This window comes from Propionibacterium ruminifibrarum, from assembly GCF_900289195.1.
Classification (GTDB): Bacteria; Actinomycetota; Actinomycetes; order Propionibacteriales; family Propionibacteriaceae; genus Propionibacterium; species Propionibacterium ruminifibrarum.
This window is the reverse complement of the sequence record NZ_OMOH01000002.1, coordinates 146,145-162,268: the sequence shown is the minus strand read 5'-3', so window position 1 is coordinate 162,268 and position 16,124 is coordinate 146,145. Positions and strand designations below refer to the sequence as shown.

Genomic DNA, 16,124 nt, shown 5'->3' with positions numbered 1-16,124 from the left:
GGCCCCCGCAGCCGTCCCGGGCTCGTCTCAGTCGCCGGTCGCCTGCCCGGCGACGTCGGCCCCGAACTCCTGGGCGGCCAGCGCGCGCAGGGCCGCGTCGCGGCGCTCCGAGATCGTGTGCCGCACCGGGTCGGACAACTGCGTCGAGGCCATCCACTGGTCGAGGCGGGCGATGAACTCGCGGTCTGCCAGCGGGGCCGGCCACAGCCAGGTGAGCACCGCGTTCGAGACGGCGTGCCCCTGGGTGGCCCACGGGCCCGACTTGGCGCTGATCCGCTCGGCGACCTGCAGGTACTTCTCGGCGTAGGGGGCGAGCAGGTCCTCCTGGCCGTACTGCATGAACTGGCGGCAGACGTGCAGATGGGTGGCGTTCGGGAGGCTGAGCCGCTGCGTGGCGAGCTCCCAGGCCGTGGCCTTGGCGTCGGCGTCGGCCAGCGCCGAGCGGGCGCCCGCCGCACGCTCCGCGCCCGAGATCGTCTTGTCGGTGAGGGTCTCGGTCTCGATGCGCGCGTCGTCGACGGCCCCCATGCGGGCCAAGCTCGTCAGGATCGCCCAGCGGCGGTCCTGATCGATGCTCAGCCCCAGCGGGACCTCCTCGTTGGTGAGCCAGCCCGCGATGAGGCTGGCGCCCTCGGGGCTGCGCACGGAGGCCACGAGGGCGTCGGCGAAGGCCAGCTGGTGCTCGCTGCCGGGGACCGTGTCCTTCAGCACGGCGGCGATGCCCGCCACCAGGGCGGCTCCGTTGTCCTCGCGCTGGGCGGGCGCGGTGTAGGCGGTCGCCGCGGTCAGCGCACGCGCCAGCTGGGTGGTGACGGCCGTCATGTCGGTCTCGGCGCCGGCGCCCCGGGTGGCCATCGTGATGTAGTCGGCCGCGGTCAGCTGCGCGTCACGGGTCATGTCCCAGGCGGTGTTCCACACCATCGCGCGGGCCAGCGGATCGGTGATCCGCGCGACGTCGTTGACGGCCGTCGCGAGCGAATCGTCGTCCAGCCGCACCTTGGCGTAACCCAGGTCGCGGTCGTTGAGCAGCACCAGGGCCGGGCGGCGGCGCCCGGTGAGCGCGGCGATCGGCGTGGCGGGGCCGTGCACGTCCACTTCGAGCGACTCGGTGGCCACCAGCTCATCGTCCCGGGCGTCGTACAGGCCGATGGCGATGTGGTGGGTGCGCAGCGTCGGGTGGGCGTCCGGGGCGCTCTGGGTGACCGAGAAGTCGGTGATGACGCCGCTGTCATCCGTGGCGACCTCGCTCGACAGCGTGTTCACGCCGCTGGTGGACAGCCACTGCTCGGAGAACTCGCTCAGGTCCTTGCCGCCGGCCCGGCCCAGCGCTTCCAGCAGGTCCGAGAACTGGGCGTTCGCGAAGGCGTGGTCGTCCAGGTACTGACGCACCCCGGCCAGGAAGGCGTCCTGCCCGACGTAGGCGACGAGCTGTTTGAGTACCGAGGCGCCCTTGGCGTAGGTGATGCCGTCGAAGTTCTGCTCGACGGCCTCCAGATCGACCATGTCGGCGGCGATCGGATGGGTCGTGGGCAACTGGTCGGCGGTGTAGGCCCAGGCCTTGCGGGCGTTGGCGAAGCTCACCCACGGATCGGTGCCGCCGTACCGGGCCACGATCCGCGACTGGCAGTGGTAGGCGCTCCACTCGGCGAAACTCTCGTTGAGCCACAGGTCGTCCCACCAGCGCATCGTCACCAGATCGCCGAACCACATGTGCGCCAGTTCGTGCAGGATCGTGTTGTCGCGGGTCTGGTACGAGGCGCTGGTCACCTTCGAGCGGAACAGGTACTCGTCGCGGATCGTGACGGCGCCGGCGTTCTCCATGGCCCCGGCGTTGTATTCGGGGACGAACAACTGGTCGTACTTGTCGAAGGGGTAGGGGCGCCCGAAGTCCTCCTCGTAGACCTCGAACCCGCGCTGGGTCGTCTCGCGGATGCGCTCGGCATCAAGGTACGGCTGCATCGATGCGCGGCAGACGATGTCGGCGTCCAGGGTGCCCTTGGCAGACTCGACGGTGCCGTGGTCGACGTGGTACTGGCCGGCGATGAGCGCGGTGATGTACGTGGAGATGCGCGGGGTGGGCGCGAAGTCCCAGATCTCGGCGCCGGCCGGGTCCGGGCCGATGGGCCCGGGCGTCGGGGCGTTCGAGCGCACCGTCCACCCGGCGGGGGTCCGTACGGTGAGCTGGAAGGTGGCCTTCAGGTCCGGCTGCTCGAAGCAGGCGTACACGCGACGGGCGTCGGCCGTCTCGAACTGCGTGTACAGGTACACGTTGCCGTCGGCCGGGTCGACGAACCGGTGCAGGCCCTCCCCGGTGTGCGAGTACCGGCAGATCGCCGTGACGGTCAGCTCGTGTTCGCCGGCGGACAGCTCCAGGGGCAGGCGCGAATCGGCGAAGTCCGCCGGGTCGAGGGGGCTGCCGTCCAGGGTCGCCGTCACGATCTCATCGGCGATGAGGTCGATCCAGGTACGCGTCTCGGCGCTCGTGAACGTCACGGTGCTCGTCGACAGGAAGGTCTCGTCGGGTTCGGCGAGACGGGACGCGGCGACGCCATGGCCGGTGAGGTCGAGGGTGACCTCGTAGGACGTCGTGGACAACGCCTCGGCCCGGCCACGGGCCTCGTCCCTGGTGATGTTTGCTGGGTTCATCAGGCGGTCTCCCAAGTGTCGAAGAGAACATCGGCTCGACTCCGAGGCTAACGCGGTGCGCCGCCCCGTGGCCACCGCGATGCGCCGGCCGGCCCGGCGCGGGCACTTGTGCGGGGGCCTGCGAGCGGGTTCAGTGGAGGCCATGACTGACACCGCGACACCCGCCCGGCCGCAGACCGTCGGCTTCTGGTTCGACCCCCTGTGCCCGTGGGCGTGGATGGCGAGCCGCTGGATGCTCGAGGTCGAGAGGGTGCGGCCCGTGCACACGGAGTTCCACGTGATGAGCCTGTCCGTCCTCAACGAGGGACGTGACCTCGATCCGGACTACCAGGCCGAGATGGATCGCGGCTGGATCGGCGTGCGCGCGGCCATCGGCGTCGAGCAGGCGTACGGCCAGGACGCGCTGCGGGCCTTCTACACCGAACTCGGCACCCGCTACCATCCCAGGGGCGAGACCAAGGGGGACATCCGTGTCGTCCGCGACGCGCTCGCGGCCCTCGACCTGGACACCTCGATCGCGGAGAAGGCCACCACCGACATCTGGGACGAGGCCCTGCGCGCCAGCCACCACGCCGGCATGGACCCGGTCGGCACCGACGTCGGCACACCGGTCATCCACATCAACGGCAAGGCCATGTTCGGCCCGGTCATCAGCCCAGCGCCAAGGGGCGAGGAGGCCGGCCGCCTCTTCGACGGGGTCTCGCTCATGACCGCCTACGACGGTTTCTTCGAGCTCAAACGCACCCGCACCATCGGCCCAGTCTTCGAGTGACACCCCCGAACGGATCCCGGCGATGCCCCGGCGGGGCCCGAAACCGTGACGCGGCTGTGGGTCAGCCGTGAAAGCGCTCTCAATCGTCGCGCATTGCGCGCACGCCGGGCGAGTCTGCGTTGCGCAGTGAAGAAGTTGTGATGTCATCGAGACAAGCCGGGCGGACGAGCGCATGCGAGGCCCGCTGGTACCACCCCCGCCGCACCGAATCGAAAACCGAACAGAACTGACAAGGTGACTTGAGTGAGCGCCACATTGACCTATGCGCCGGCCCGGCGGGTTCTCGAGCCTCTTGACCAATCGTTCATCGAGGCCACCAGCAGCTACACGGCGCGCCGGGCCATGCCCAACCCCGAGACCCGGGAGGAATGGGACGCCTTCCTGGCGCAGCTGCGGGCGGGGGACGGCGACTACGAGGCCCGCCGCAACACCCGCGGGCTCCGGGCCTTCTTCGACCGTCTCCTCGGCTTCGGCAGCGGCTCACGCGCCCAGCGCCTCGAGGTGGACGCCGATCAGCTGCTCGCCTCCGAACTCGTCCGCCTCGCCGCACTGGACCCACGCTGGGGTTTCATGCAGATGGCCCGTACCGAGAACGGCATCGTCGTCCCCCAGCACATGGTCGTCGGACCGGGCGGGGTCTTCCTCCTCAACGCCAAGAACCACCCGGGCGCCAGGCTCTTCGTCGAGGGCGACATCTTCCGGGTCAACGGCAAGGACCGCCCCTACATCTCGACGAGCAGGCAGAACGCCTCGCGTGCGATGGACCTGATGAACCGCGACTCGGGTTTCGACCTGGGCGTCACCGGCGTCATCGTGCCGGTCAAGGACCGCCGGCTGGTGGTCCAGCAGGCCCCCGATGACGTCGCCGTCATCGAACGTGACGGGCTCGCCGAGTGGCTTCTCGACAGGCCCGAGGAGCTGTCCGAGCACAAGGTCATCATCAGCTACAGCATCGCGAGCGAGGCCACGGGCTGGGGCGACAGGGCTGCCGCCTGACCCCCACGTCGTACCCATTGGGCATGATTGGGTGCCATGAGCACTGACGCAGTTCCCGATATCGTTCCGGCCGAGGGCGCCGTCCCCGAACCCGCGCAGGCCGGTCCCGAGCACAAACGTCGCCACGCCGAACTCGTCGGTCTCGTCGAGGACGCCCAGCAGGCCTACTACGGTCATGACGCCCCGGTGCTCACCGACGCCGCCTATGACGCGATGATGGTCGAACTGGAGCGCCTCGAGAACGACTTCCCGGAGCTGCGCACCCCCGACAGCCCCACCCAGCGCGTCGGCGCCGGCCAGGCGATCAGCGATTTCGCCCCCGTCGAGCACCCGCAGCAGATGCTCAGTCTCGATGACGTCTTCAGCCTGGACGAGCTGGGCGAGTGGATGTCCCGCACCACCGCGGCCCTCGGCCACGAACCCACCTGGTTGTGCGAGGTGAAGATCGACGGGCTGGCCGTCGACCTCCAGTACGCCGACGGTTCGCTGACGACCGCCGCGACCCGGGGCGACAGCTACGTCGGCGAGGACATCACGTCGAACGCCCGCACCATCGGGGCCATCCCCCAGCGGCTGACCGCCACCGAGGCCCTCCCGGTCCCCGCCCTCGTCGAAGCGCGCGGCGAGGTCTTCTTCCCCGTCGAGGACTTCAACGCGTTCAATGCGGAACTGGAGCGGGCCGGCAAGCAGGTCTTCGCCAACCCGCGCAATGCCGCGGCCGGATCGCTGCGCCAGAAGGATCCCTCGGTGACGGCCCGCCGGCCCCTCTCCATGGTCTGCCACGGCATCGGCGTCCACGCCGGCCTCGACGCCACCCGCCTCAGCGAGGTCTATGAGGTGTTCAGGGCCTGGGGTCTGCCGGTCAGCCCCTACTACGAATGCCTCGAGGGGGCCGAGGCGGTGCTCGACTTCATCGCCCGTTTCGGCGAGCGCCGCCACGACCTGCTGCACGAGATCGATGGCGTCGTCGTCAAGGTCGATGACCTGGCCAGTCAGGACGTGCTCGGCGCCACCAGCCGTGCACCACGCTGGGCGATCGCCTACAAGTACCCCCCCGAGGAGGTCAACACGAGGCTGCGCGCCATCGAGGTCAACGTCGGGCGCACCGGCCGGGTCACCCCCTTCGGCGTCATGGACCCGGTGCGGGTGGCCGGGTCGACGGTGTCGATGGCGACCCTGCACAACGCCTCCGAGGTCAGACGCAAGGGCGTGCTCGTCGGCGACATGGTGATCCTGCGCAAGGCCGGTGACGTCATCCCCGAGATCGTTGGGCCGGTCGTCGAGATGCGCACCGGCGCCGAGACCGAGTTCGTCATGCCGACACACTGTCCCGAGTGCGGTGCCGAGCTGCGCCCCGAGCAGGAATCCGACAAGGACATCCGCTGCCCCAACCAGCAGCACTGCCCGGCCCAGCTGCGCGAGCGGCTCTTCGCGGCGGCCTCCCGCTCGGCCTTCGACATCGAGGCGCTCGGGGAGGAGGGCGCCGCGGCGCTGCTGCGTGCCGGAGTGCTCGACAACGAGGCCCGCCTGTTCGACCTGACCGCGGACGACCTGGTCAGGGTCGAGTTCTACACCCGCGCGGCCACGAAGAAGGAGATCGCCGGGGAGAAACAGGTGCCCGCCCCCGGCGTCGTCGACGGACGGGTGCTGTCCGCCGTCGGCACCAAGCTCCTCACCAACCTCGACAAGGCCAGGAGCCAGCCGCTGTGGCGGGTGCTCGTGGCACTGTCCATCCGGCACGTCGGCCCCACCGCGGCCCGGGCCCTGGCCGCCCGGTTCGGCTCGCTCGAGGCGATCCGCGCCGCGAGTGCCGAGGAGCTCGCCGACACCGACGGCGTCGGCGCGGTCATCGCCGCCTCGTTGCAGGCGTGGTTCGAGGTCGACTGGCACCGGCAGATCATCGACGCCTGGGCCGCCGCCGGGGTGCGCATGGCCGACGAGACCACCACCGGGCCGGCCCTCGACCAGACCCTCACCGGGTTGACCATCGTCGTCACCGGCACGCTCGAGGACTTCACCCGCGACAGCGCCAAGGAGGCGATCGTCTCGCGCGGTGGCAAGGCCGCCGGCTCGGTGAGCAGGAAGACGGACTTCGTCGTGGTCGGCGCGGGCGCCGGCTCGAAGGCCGACAAGGCCGTCGAACTCGGCCGCCCGGTGCTCGACGAGGCGGGTTTCCGTGTCCTGCTCGAGAAGGGGCCGCAGGGCCTGTCCTGAGACCTGCGGCAGCGTGAGAGCCGGCCGGTCAGAAGTAGGTGATGCCGTAGGCGGGCTCGGCGGTGGCGAACATCTCGCGCAGCGTCGTGAGCGCCCATGCCGGTCCGTCGACGAGACCGGCCGCGGCCATGGCCACCGGGTCGCCCACCCCGAAGTAGAGGCTCCCCAGCGTCGAGACGTCCATGCGCACGTCCGCCGGGCCGGTGGCGCCGGACACCTCCGCGCCGCCTGGCCGGACGTCCAGCGCGAAGACGCCCCCGCTCAGGCCCAGCCGATCGCTCACCTCCATGGTCAGGCGGCCGGTACCGTCCCAGCCCCGCGCCCGGAGGGCCCCGGGAACGTCGAGGACCCGCAACCAGGTGAGGTCCTCGCGGCCGGTCTGGCGCAGATGACGCGGGTCGGCCAGCGCCCAGGGCAGGGGAGAGCCCGGGTTCAGGTGCGGGACGCTCACGGAGCCCACCAGGTCGATCGACGCCAGGTAGTGCCACAGGGCCAGCTCGGCCCGGCCATGCGCGGCGATCATCTCGATCACCTCGACGAGGAGGCCGTGGCCGTCCGCCGGGGCCGGGCGGTAGCTGAACGTGACGACGCCGTCGGCGGCGCCGTGCTCGTCCCAGTGCGCCGCGGCACGCACGTTCTCGGTTCGGCTGTTCGTCAGCGCCGACCAGATGCCGGTCGCGTGGTCGTTGTGCCACGCCGAGCGCGCGTGAGAGCCCCGTGAGACGGCGTGGAAGGCCGCGAAGACCTCGTCCATGACGGCAGGGGCCGCGTCGAGATCGATCTCGCGCATGAGGCCGGTCCGCGGGGTCTGACGGAGGCCGAAGCCCGCGCCCGTGTACAAGGTGGCGCTGATCGTCTCGGTGGCCGGTCCGAAACCGAACCTGCGGTAGATGGTCGCCTCGCTGGCGGTGAGCGCCGCGAGACACAGTCCTCGGCCGGCCGCCTCACCCAGGTCGGTGCGCATGAGTTCGGTGAGGAGGCCATTGCGGCGCGCGCTCGTGCGCACCGTCACGTCGGTGATGAAGTCGGCCGGCTCCAGATGTCCGTGGCCGGTGTTGATCGTTCCATCCAGGCTCGCGAAGGTGGCGTACGGGGTGCGCTGCGTCATGCCCGGCTCGGGTTCGACGGGCCAGGCGCCGCGCAGCCGGACACCGTCTGCGCAGGCGGCCCGCCACCAGCGCTGCACCCCCTCCTCGTCGGCCGGCGGGTTGCCGAAGCACCAGTTCATGGCGTACTCCCAACGCCGGGCCATGCCGGTGAGTTCGCCGCGGGCCGGTACGGTCTCGATCGTGTGCTCGATCACCGGGACAGGCTATCGGGCCCGCCGCGGCGGCGAGGGACTCCGCGCCGGTTCAGCCCCACAGGAGCCAGGCCAGGGTCCGGTCGTCGGGTCCCGCCGCGCAGAGCCATGCGCGGGTTGCCGCAACCAGGTCGGGCAGCGACCAGGGCATGCGCGTGCTGATGTCCCAGCCGGCGGGCGCCAGGTCCAGGGCCGCGCAGCACATGGCGGCGTCGGCCCACCGCTCGGCGGGCATCGGCCAGGGCAGGCCGCTGTGCAGGCGGGGGAGCAGACCCCACACCTCGTCGGGGATCCGCGGTGCGTGCCGGGCGGTGGCCGAGAGCACCCGGCAGAGGGGGTCGTCCCGGTCCACCGGTGGGGCCGGCGGTTCGAGCCCGGCGCCGCTCAGCGCGGGTGCGGCGGCCAGCCAGGCCAGCAGAGCGCCGGGGGACGCCCGGAGCGCACCCAGCTGGTCGGCGGCGGCGGAGAGACGCGCCGGATCGTCACCGGCCGATGCGAGCAGCGGGGCGATGCCCAGCGGGTCGGCGGTTCGGCCCGGGCGGTCGAGCAGCTCGTCGGACCAGACGGTGACGAACCGTGCGGCCTGGTCGTGGGGGAGCGCGTGACTGGTTCCGGCCCAGGCGACGACCGAGGCCTGTGCCGGGTCCGCCCCGCGCGGGTCCATGCCGGCGATGGTGCGCGCCCGCCGGGCCGCCAGGTCGGTGAGGGATTCGGCCCAGGCCAGCTGCAGCTGGGCGTCCACCCCGGGCCCTGCGACCGTGAAACGGTGAATCCCCGGTTCGGCCTCGACGAGGCTGCCTCGCTCATCGGTCAGGACCTGCCCCGGCCCGCTCACCGCGGCATCGGGCAGGGGAATCGACACCTGCTCCCCGGCCGGGACCTCGAGCCGGTGGGGCAGCCAGGCGGGCAGGCTCGCGAGGGCGGCCGCGCGGTGCGGGTACAGGTCGATCGTCCAGGCGCTGACCCAGGTGCCCTTGGCGGTCAGCTCCAGGCCGTCGGGGGCCACTGCCAGCCCCAGGCCGTCATCGCGGGTGTGGCCGCGGGTCTGGCCGGCCGCCACCACCAGCCCGTCGGCGGGACGTTCGTCCAGCAGGACCAGAGCGCTGCTGCCGCCGGGCCAGGCCGGGCACGAGAAGGCGCCGCGCCAGGTGACGACCGGGGTCTCGGTGAGGCGGACGGGCCGGTCGGAGGTGATCTGCAGCCGTGCGCTGATGGTCCGGTCCGCCGTCAGGCGGAGCCGTGCCCGTCCCAGGGGCGATGCCCACCGCCAGGTCGCCTCGTCGGCCTCGACCTCGAGGCACTCGAGATGCCACGACGGACCCATGGAGACGGTCGCCGACCCGACGAACCTGTCCTGCTCACGATCCGTGACACGCACCCCATGCGGGGTGCACTCCACGTGCAGGTGCTCCCAGCCCAGTGCGCCGGCCATCCTCGCGCTCACCCCCTCAACCCTAGGCGCCGCAGCCGGTGCCTGCGGGCAGCGCGGCCGGTAGGGTGCTGCCATGGCAGAGATCCGTCGTACCGGGCACGATTCCCACCGGGGCGACCGTCCCGGAGGGGGCCGCCGCAGGGGCCTGGGCCGGGACGGCATCACCGTCATGGTGAACCACGACCGGGCCCTGCGCGCCCGCGAGATCAGCCGCCCCGGCGAGACCATCCGCACTCGGGCTGCCGGCGAGCTGCCCGCCCTGCTGGCCCGGGCCACGGGGCGTCGCGGGTCGGGGCGGTGACGGCTCACCCGGGGCGATCGGCATCGCGGAGGGGCTGAGGCCCTGAGTGCGATACCCTTCTCTGCGTGCCCGGCGAGGGCATGCGGGGTGTGGCGCAGTTGGTAGCGCGCCTGCTTTGGGAGCAGGAAGTCGCCGGTTCGAGTCCGGTCACCCCGACCACTGGACGCGCCCCGCGACGCCTGGAGCGGGATGAAAGGATCCACGGGGTCGGCTACCATTGATCATGGCCCTCGGGCCGCGCGAACGTAGCTCAATGGTAGAGCCCCAGTCTTCCAAACTGGCTACGCGGGTTCGATTCCCGTCGTTCGCTCCAACGCGCCGCAGCCCGGTCGGCGGTGATCACATCGGATCCCACGTCGGCGGCGCAGCCGTTTCTTGGTGCTCACCCACGCAACTGGCTAAGATTGGCTGGCGTTGTGTGCGTTCCCGCGCACTCCCAGCATGTTTGTTGCGTCAAGACGCGCACATAGTTCCACGGACAGGAGTCCCTAGTGCCGAGCACCGTCGAGCAGTTGAATCCGACCCGGGTGAAGCTCACCATCGAACTGCCCTTCACCGACCTGCAGCCGAGGATCGACGAGGCCTACAAGCAGATCGCCCAGCAGATCAACCTGCCCGGTTTCCGCCGCGGCAAGGTGCCGCCGCGCCTGATCGACCAGCGATTCGGCCGCGGTACCGTGCTTCAGGAGGCCGTGAACAACGCCATCCCCGACGCCTACTCCGACGCGGTGACAGAGCACAAGATCGCTCCGCTGGGCAACCCGGAGATCGAGTTGACCCGGCTCGAGGACGGCGATGTCGCCGAGATCACCGCCGAGGTCGATGTCCGCCCCGAGTTCGACATGCCCGACTTCTCCCAGATCAGCGTCGAGGTCGACCCCGTCGAGGTCACCGACGCCGACGTCGACGAGCGCGTCGAACTGCTGCGTCAGCGTTTCGGCACCCTCACCGTCGTCGACCGCGCCGCAGCCGACGGGGACGTCGTCCTCATCGACCTGTCCGCCACCCAGAACGGTGAGGCCATCGAGGACGCCGAGACCAGCGGCATGCAGTACCGCATCGGCGCCGGGGGCATGGTCGAGGGCCTCGACGAGGCCCTCATCGGTCTCGCCGCGGGCGAGAGCAAGGCCTTCACGTCCAAGCTCGTCGGCGGCCCCCACCGTGACGAGGAGGCCGACATCACGGTGACCGTCACCAAGGTCAACGAGCAGGAGCTGCCCGAGCTCGACGACGACTTCGCCCAGCTCGTCTCCGAGTTCGACACCGTCGACGAGATGATCGCCGACGTTCGCGAGAACCTCCTGCGCATCGGCCGGCTCGACCAGGCAAACACGGCTCGTGACAGGGTTCTCGAGGCCGTCACCGACCAGCTCGGCTTCGAGCTGCCGCAGGCCGTCCTCGACAACGACATCAAGGCCTACCACGAGCAGATCGAGGCCCAGCTCAATGCCGCCGGTCTGACCGTCGAGCAGTACCTCGCGGACGCCGAGGACGAGGACGCCGAGACCGCCGAGGAGTTCTGGAAGCAGATCGACGAGCGGGCCGAGCAGGGGCTGCGCGCGCAGATCGTTCTCGACAAGCTCGCCGAGGACAGGCAGATCGGCGTCTCCCAGGAGGAGTTCACCCAGCTGCTCTTCCAGAAGGCCCAGCAGAACGGCACATCTCCTGAGCAGGAGATCCAGCACATGACCGAGCACAACCACATGCCGGAGTGGATGGCCGAGGTCCGCCGCGGCAAGGCCCTCGGCATGATCGTCGACGAGGCCGTCATCACCGACACCAACGGTGACACGGTTGAGATCTCACGCCTGCAGAACGACGGCTCCCTCGCCCCGGAGACCGCGGGCGAGGCCGACGCCGAGCAGTCCCGGGAGGACGAGGCTGAGGCTGAGCAGACCGAACAGGGGGCCGACGGCGAGGCCTGACCGGGGCCTGTCACCCGGACACTGACGCGTGATGACGTGCCGGCCGCACCGAGATGGCGCGGCCGGCACGTCACGTGCGGGCAACGCCGCGACGCGGCGCACGATCACCTGCTGGCCAGGAGCCGGTCTTGCTAGGCTGAGCGCTCGTCAGGCCAAGGGAAGGATCAGCACATGAGTGACGCGGGCGGTGCCGTCGCGGGCCCGGCCACGGCGAGCGGACTGCCGAGGTTCCTGCAGATCGGGTTGGGCATCGTCCTGGTCCTGGTGGCCCTGACGATGCTGAAGACCTACTCGGGCACCTTCGGCCCGATCTTCCTGGCGTTGAACCTCATGGTGACGGCCTACCCGCTCCACACCTGGCTCGTACGCAAGGGCTGCCCGTCGGCGCTGTCCGCGGTCGTCGTCGCCCTGATGGTCTTCGTCCTGCTCCTGGCGATGGTCGCCGGGCTGGTCTGGGCCCTCAACGAGATGATCCGGATGCTCCCGCACTACGCCGGCCAGTTCTCGTCCCTGTACGACCAGGTGATCTCCTTCGCCTCAAGGCTCGGCCTGGACTCCTCCTCCCTGACCAGTGTGCTGGGCAGGATCGACCCAAACTCCCTGGTCAGCGCGGCCACCTCACTGCTCACCGCGTCGACCGGTTTCATCGGGGGCCTGTCGGTTCTGATCTGCACCCTGGTCTTCATGGCCATGGACACCGCCGGGTTCGCCCGGCGGCTGTCGATCGCTGCCTCCACCCACCCGCGGATCGTCGCGGGCTTCCGCTCCTTCAGCCAGGGTGTTCGCTCCTACTGGATCGTCACCACCGTCTTCGGGCTCATCGTCGCCGTGCTCGACGTCGTCGCCCTGCGGGTCATGGGCGTGCCCGGCGTCATCATCTGGGGCCTGCTGAGTTTCCTGACCAACTACATCCCGAACATCGGGTTCGTCGTCGGCCTGATCCCCCCGACCCTGGTCGCCCTCGTCTCCCTGGGCTGGAAACAGGCCCTGGTCGTCATCATCGTCTACAGCGTGCTCAACTTCGTCGTCCAGACGATCATCCAGCCGCGCTTCACCGGCGACGCGGTCGGTGTGACCCCCACCGTCTCGTTCGTCTCCCTGCTCGTGTGGGGCGGTGTGCTCGGCGCCCTGGGCACCCTGCTGGCCCTGCCGATGACCCTGCTCATCAAGGCGCTCATCATCGACACCGATCCGCGTGCCGCCTGGGTCAATGCCCTCATCGCCTCGGATCCGCACGATGCGGACGGGGCCGCTCAGCAGCGCGACTGACCGGCGGTCCCGGCCCAGGCCCTGCACCGCACCCGTCCGAACATTGCCAGACATGAGTCGGATCGGCTCAACTTTCATGCCGGCAGTGAAAACATGAGGGCCCTCACTCCGGTTTGCCGGTGCCTCCAGGTAGGTTCGACGGTGTGAATGACATGGTCAAGAACCCCGCGCTGCCCGCGATGGCAGTCAGCAACGGTGGCGTCGGCCTGAGCGACAACGTGTACCAGTCCCTGCTGGCCAATCGCATCGTCTTCCTCGGCTCCGAGGTGAAGGACGAGAACTCCAACGCGATCTGCGCGCAGATGCTGCTGCTCAATGCCGAGGACCCCCACAAGGACATCTACCTCTACATCAACTCGCCCGGCGGCTCGATCGACTCCGGCATGGCCATCTACGACACCATGCAGTGGATCAGCAACGACGTGGCCACGGTCGCCATCGGGCTGGCCGCCTCGATGGGCCAGTTCCTGCTGTCCGGCGGCACCCCGGGCAAGCGTTACGCGCTGCCCCACGCCCGCATCCTCATGCACCAGCCCTCGGGCGGCATCGGCGGTACCGCCTCCGACATCAAGATCCAGGCCGAGCAGAGCATCCACCTCAAGCGCGAGATGGCCGAACTCATCGCCAAGCACACCGGCCAGACCGTCGAACAGATCACGAAGGACTCTGATCGCGACCGCTGGTTCACGGCGAGTGAGGCGCTCGAGTACGGCTTCATCGATCACGTCTACGATCGCGCGTCGAAGATCTCCATGAACGACGCGCCGAACCAGTGAGGACTTCCATGACCGACACCTTCAGCCCGGCGATGCCACCGGTCCCCGGCGGCCTGGCCCTCTCGCCCACGGCCGAGTACTACATCCCCCAGTGGGAGGAGCGCACCAGCTACGGTGTGCGCCGCGTCGACCCCTACACCAAGCTGTTCGAGGACCGCATCATCTTCCTCGGCACGCCGATCACCGACGACATCGCCAATGCGGTCATGGCCCAGCTGCTGTGCCTGCAGTCGATGGACGCCGACCGGTCGATCTCGATCTACATCAACTCGCCCGGCGGCTCGTTCACCGCGTTGACGGCCATCTATGACACGATGCGTTACATCAAGCCCGCCGTGCAGACCATCTGCCTCGGCCAGGCGGCCTCGGCCGCGGCCGTGCTGCTGGCGGCAGGCACCAAGGGCCAGCGCCTGGCCCTGCCGAACAGCCGCATCCTGATCCACCAGCCCTCCATGGGCGGTGAGGGCAGCTACGGGCAGTCCAGCGACCTGGAGATCCAGGCCAACGAGATCCTGCGCATCCGCGAGCTCATGGAGTCCATGCTCGCCGACGCCACCGGGCAGCCCCAGGAGAAGATCAACGCCGATGTCGAGCGGGACAAGTTCCTGACCGCCGAGGAGGCCGTCGAGTACGGCATCATCGATGACATCCTCACCTCGTTGAAGGACTGATCGCCGGCCCGGCCGGTCCCGCGGACGACGTCCCGTCCGCGCAGCAGTACGTGGTACGGATGCTGCGCGGACGGGGCTAGTCTTGTGGGCACGCCTGAAGCGGTGAGCGTGGCGTACGGACACACGTGGCATGCCCGGCAGGGGCATGCTTGAATGGATTCAGTGTGGCCCGGCCGGCGCCGAGTGTGCCGGATCAGCATGCATCAAGGAGGTGGCCATGCCGCGCATCGGAGAGAGCAGCGACCTGTTCAAGTGCTCGTTCTGCGGCAAGAGCCAGAAGCAGGTCAAGAAACTCATCGCGGGCCCCGGGGTCTACATCTGTGACGAGTGCATTGACCTGTGCAACGAGATCATCGAGGAGGAGTTCTCCCAGCTCGGGGAGACGGAGACCCCCTCGCAGCTGCTCAAGCCGGCCGAGATCCGCGAATTCCTCGATCAATACATCATCGGCCAGGACGACGCCAAGAAGGCGTTGGCGGTGGCCGTCTACAACCACTACAAACGTCTCAACGCCCAGACCGAGGCGGAGGGGGCCAGGCGCGTCGCCGACGACGTCGAGCTGGGCAAGTCCAACATCCTGCTGATCGGCCCCACCGGCTGCGGCAAGACCTACCTGGCCCAGACCCTGGCCCGTATGCTCAACGTGCCCTTCGCCATGGCCGACGCCACCGCGCTGACCGAGGCCGGCTACGTCGGTGAGGATGTCGAGAACATCCTGCTCAAACTCATCCAGGCCGCGGACTTCGACGTGAAGAAGGCCGAGACCGGCATCATCTACATCGACGAGATCGACAAGGTGGCACGCAAGTCCGAGAACCCCTCGATCACCCGGGACGTCTCGGGGGAGGGCGTGCAGCAGGCGCTGCTGAAGATCCTCGAGGGCACCGTCGCCTCGGTACCCCCTCAGGGCGGTCGCAAGCATCCGCACCAGGAGTTCATCCAGATCGACACCACCAATGTGCTGTTCATCGTGGGCGGCGCCTTCGCCGGTCTCGAGGAGATCATCGCCGAGCGCGTCGGCAAGCGCACGGTGGGGTTCACCAACGACGACGCGAAACGCCGCCCGGCCGGCACCGACCCGCTCGCCGGCGTGCGCCCCGAGGACCTGCACTCCTACGGGCTGATTCCCGAGTTCATCGGGCGGCTTCCCGTCATCGCCACGGTGCCCAGGCTTGACGAGACGGCCCTGCGCCGTATCCTCACCGAGCCGCGCAACGCCCTCGTCAAGCAGTTCACGAAACTCTTCGAGCTCGACGGCGTCGACCTCGAGTTCACGCCCGATGCCGTCGCCGCCGTCGCCGAGAAGGCCATCGAACGCGGCACCGGCGCGCGCGGGCTGCGTGCCATCCTCGAGGAGACCCTCGCCGACGTCATGTTCGAGGTGCCCAGCCGGGACGACGTCACCCGGGTCGTCATCACCGGTGACGCGGTGCGGGGGACCGCCCAGCCCCGGCTCATCGCACGGGCCGGCGAGCCGGCTGCCTGAGAGCTGCTCGGCCCTCAGCGGAGCAGCGCCAGCCACTCGCCTCCGCGCCGCCTGAGCACCCGTGGCGCTGAGACGACGGCGACCTCGTCGAGCGCACTGCGGATCGTCTCGGCACATGCCCAGGCCCTGGCGTCCTCGTCGTCCCGATTGGCAGGGGGGATCGAGAACCGCACCGTCACCACGGGCGCCCCGCGGGGCACGTCCACGCGCACGTCGTCGCAGTGCGCCGCCTCCGGGACCGCCTGCCTGGCGGTGTCGGGAACTTCCGGCGGGCGGTGCCCCGGCCGCATGCCCTGCACGGACACCTGGACGCGGAACGACGGCATGGCGGACCCT

At 69.8% G+C, this 16,124-nt stretch carries 13 protein-coding genes and 2 tRNA genes; 11 read left to right on the top strand and 4 right to left on the bottom strand.

All coding sequences use genetic code 11. The annotated features are described in order from the left end of the window. Positions 1-27: 27 nt before the first annotated feature. On the bottom strand, positions 28-2,646 hold the full coding sequence (pepN, locus tag PROPJV5_RS02755) for an aminopeptidase N (RefSeq protein ID WP_119714804.1): 2,619 nt from the start codon (positions 2,644-2,646) through the stop codon (positions 28-30). A 142-nt stretch (positions 2,647-2,788) separates the two neighbouring features. Here pepN and PROPJV5_RS02750 point away from each other — a divergent pair, with 142 nt between their 5' ends. The 3 genes from PROPJV5_RS02750 to ligA all read left to right on the top strand — a co-directional run bounded on the left by PROPJV5_RS02750 (position 2,789) and on the right by ligA (position 6,628). Continuing rightward, the gene (locus tag PROPJV5_RS02750) at positions 2,789-3,418 is read left to right on the top strand and encodes a mycothiol-dependent nitroreductase Rv2466c family protein (RefSeq protein ID WP_182858546.1); all 630 of its coding nucleotides are present in this window, start codon (positions 2,789-2,791) and stop codon (positions 3,416-3,418) included. Between the two features lie 243 nt (positions 3,419-3,661). Continuing rightward, entirely contained in the window at positions 3,662-4,414 is a 753-nt protein-coding gene (locus PROPJV5_RS02745) for a nuclease-related domain-containing protein (protein ID WP_147385327.1), read from the top strand. Between the two features lie 36 nt (positions 4,415-4,450). After that, positions 4,451-6,628: an NAD-dependent DNA ligase LigA gene (gene ligA, locus PROPJV5_RS02740; protein ID WP_119714802.1), complete on the top strand. Its 2,178-nt coding sequence runs from the start codon at positions 4,451-4,453 to the stop codon at positions 6,626-6,628. A gap of 28 nt (positions 6,629-6,656) precedes the next feature. Here the strand turns inward: ligA and PROPJV5_RS02735 are convergent, their stop codons facing one another. Next, a complete protein-coding gene (locus PROPJV5_RS02735) occupies positions 6,657-7,931 on the bottom strand; it encodes a GNAT family N-acetyltransferase (RefSeq protein ID WP_119714801.1) in 1,275 nt (424 codons plus the stop codon). Positions 7,932-7,980: 49 nt separating this feature from the next. After that, positions 7,981-9,372: a hypothetical protein gene (locus PROPJV5_RS02730; RefSeq protein WP_147385326.1), complete on the bottom strand. Its 1,392-nt coding sequence runs from the start codon at positions 9,370-9,372 to the stop codon at positions 7,981-7,983. A gap of 61 nt (positions 9,373-9,433) precedes the next feature. Between PROPJV5_RS02730 and PROPJV5_RS02725 the strand changes: the two genes are divergently transcribed. The 8 genes from PROPJV5_RS02725 (at position 9,434) to clpX (ending at position 15,788) form a co-directional block, all read left to right on the top strand. Then, entirely contained in the window at positions 9,434-9,661 is a 228-nt protein-coding gene (locus PROPJV5_RS02725) for a hypothetical protein (protein WP_119714799.1), read from the top strand. An 83-nt stretch (positions 9,662-9,744) separates the two neighbouring features. Then, positions 9,745-9,820 (top strand) — tRNA-Pro (locus tag PROPJV5_RS02720). An 80-nt stretch (positions 9,821-9,900) separates the two neighbouring features. Next, a tRNA-Gly gene (locus PROPJV5_RS02715) sits at positions 9,901-9,974 on the top strand. 178 nt (positions 9,975-10,152) lie between these two features. Further along, the gene (gene tig / locus PROPJV5_RS02710; protein ID WP_119714798.1) at positions 10,153-11,586 is read left to right on the top strand and encodes a trigger factor; all 1,434 of its coding nucleotides are present in this window, start codon (positions 10,153-10,155) and stop codon (positions 11,584-11,586) included. A 171-nt stretch (positions 11,587-11,757) separates the two neighbouring features. Beyond that, the gene (locus PROPJV5_RS02705) at positions 11,758-12,855 is read left to right on the top strand and encodes an AI-2E family transporter (protein ID WP_119714797.1); all 1,098 of its coding nucleotides are present in this window, start codon (positions 11,758-11,760) and stop codon (positions 12,853-12,855) included. Between the two features lie 170 nt (positions 12,856-13,025). Beyond that, on the top strand, positions 13,026-13,631 hold the full coding sequence (locus tag PROPJV5_RS02700; protein ID WP_269471263.1) for an ATP-dependent Clp protease proteolytic subunit: 606 nt from the start codon (positions 13,026-13,028) through the stop codon (positions 13,629-13,631). 8 nt (positions 13,632-13,639) lie between these two features. Next, positions 13,640-14,302, top strand: a complete 663-nt coding sequence (locus PROPJV5_RS02695; RefSeq protein WP_182858545.1) for an ATP-dependent Clp protease proteolytic subunit — start codon at positions 13,640-13,642, stop codon at positions 14,300-14,302. Positions 14,303-14,519: 217 nt separating this feature from the next. Beyond that, positions 14,520-15,788 carry an ATP-dependent Clp protease ATP-binding subunit ClpX gene (gene clpX, locus PROPJV5_RS02690; RefSeq protein WP_119714795.1) on the top strand — a complete coding sequence of 423 codons (1,269 nt, stop codon included), beginning with the start codon at positions 14,520-14,522 and terminating at the stop codon, positions 15,786-15,788. A 14-nt stretch (positions 15,789-15,802) separates the two neighbouring features. Here clpX and PROPJV5_RS02685 read toward each other — a convergent pair whose 3' ends face one another. Further along, on the bottom strand, positions 15,803-16,114 hold the full coding sequence (locus tag PROPJV5_RS02685) for a hypothetical protein (RefSeq protein ID WP_119714794.1): 312 nt from the start codon (positions 16,112-16,114) through the stop codon (positions 15,803-15,805). Positions 16,115-16,124: the final 10 nt, after the last annotated feature.

Bases quoted from the DNA above. Each gene is read 5' to 3' on its own strand.
- PROPJV5_RS02705 (WP_119714797.1), top strand. From the start codon at position 11,758: ATGAGTGACGCGGGCGGTGCCGTCGCGGGCCCGGCCACGGCGAGCGGA.
- pepN (WP_119714804.1), bottom strand. From the start codon at position 2,646: ATGAACCCAGCAAACATCACCAGGGACGAGGCCCGTGGCCGGGCCGAG.
- PROPJV5_RS02695 (WP_182858545.1), top strand. From the start codon at position 13,640: ATGACCGACACCTTCAGCCCGGCGATGCCACCGGTCCCCGGCGGCCTG.
- PROPJV5_RS02725 (WP_119714799.1), top strand. From the start codon at position 9,434: ATGGCAGAGATCCGTCGTACCGGGCACGATTCCCACCGGGGCGACCGT.
- clpX (WP_119714795.1), top strand. From the start codon at position 14,520: ATGCCGCGCATCGGAGAGAGCAGCGACCTGTTCAAGTGCTCGTTCTGC.
- ligA (WP_119714802.1), top strand. From the start codon at position 4,451: ATGAGCACTGACGCAGTTCCCGATATCGTTCCGGCCGAGGGCGCCGTC.
- PROPJV5_RS02685 (WP_119714794.1), bottom strand. From the start codon at position 16,114: ATGCCGTCGTTCCGCGTCCAGGTGTCCGTGCAGGGCATGCGGCCGGGG.
- PROPJV5_RS02750 (WP_182858546.1), top strand. From the start codon at position 2,789: ATGACTGACACCGCGACACCCGCCCGGCCGCAGACCGTCGGCTTCTGG.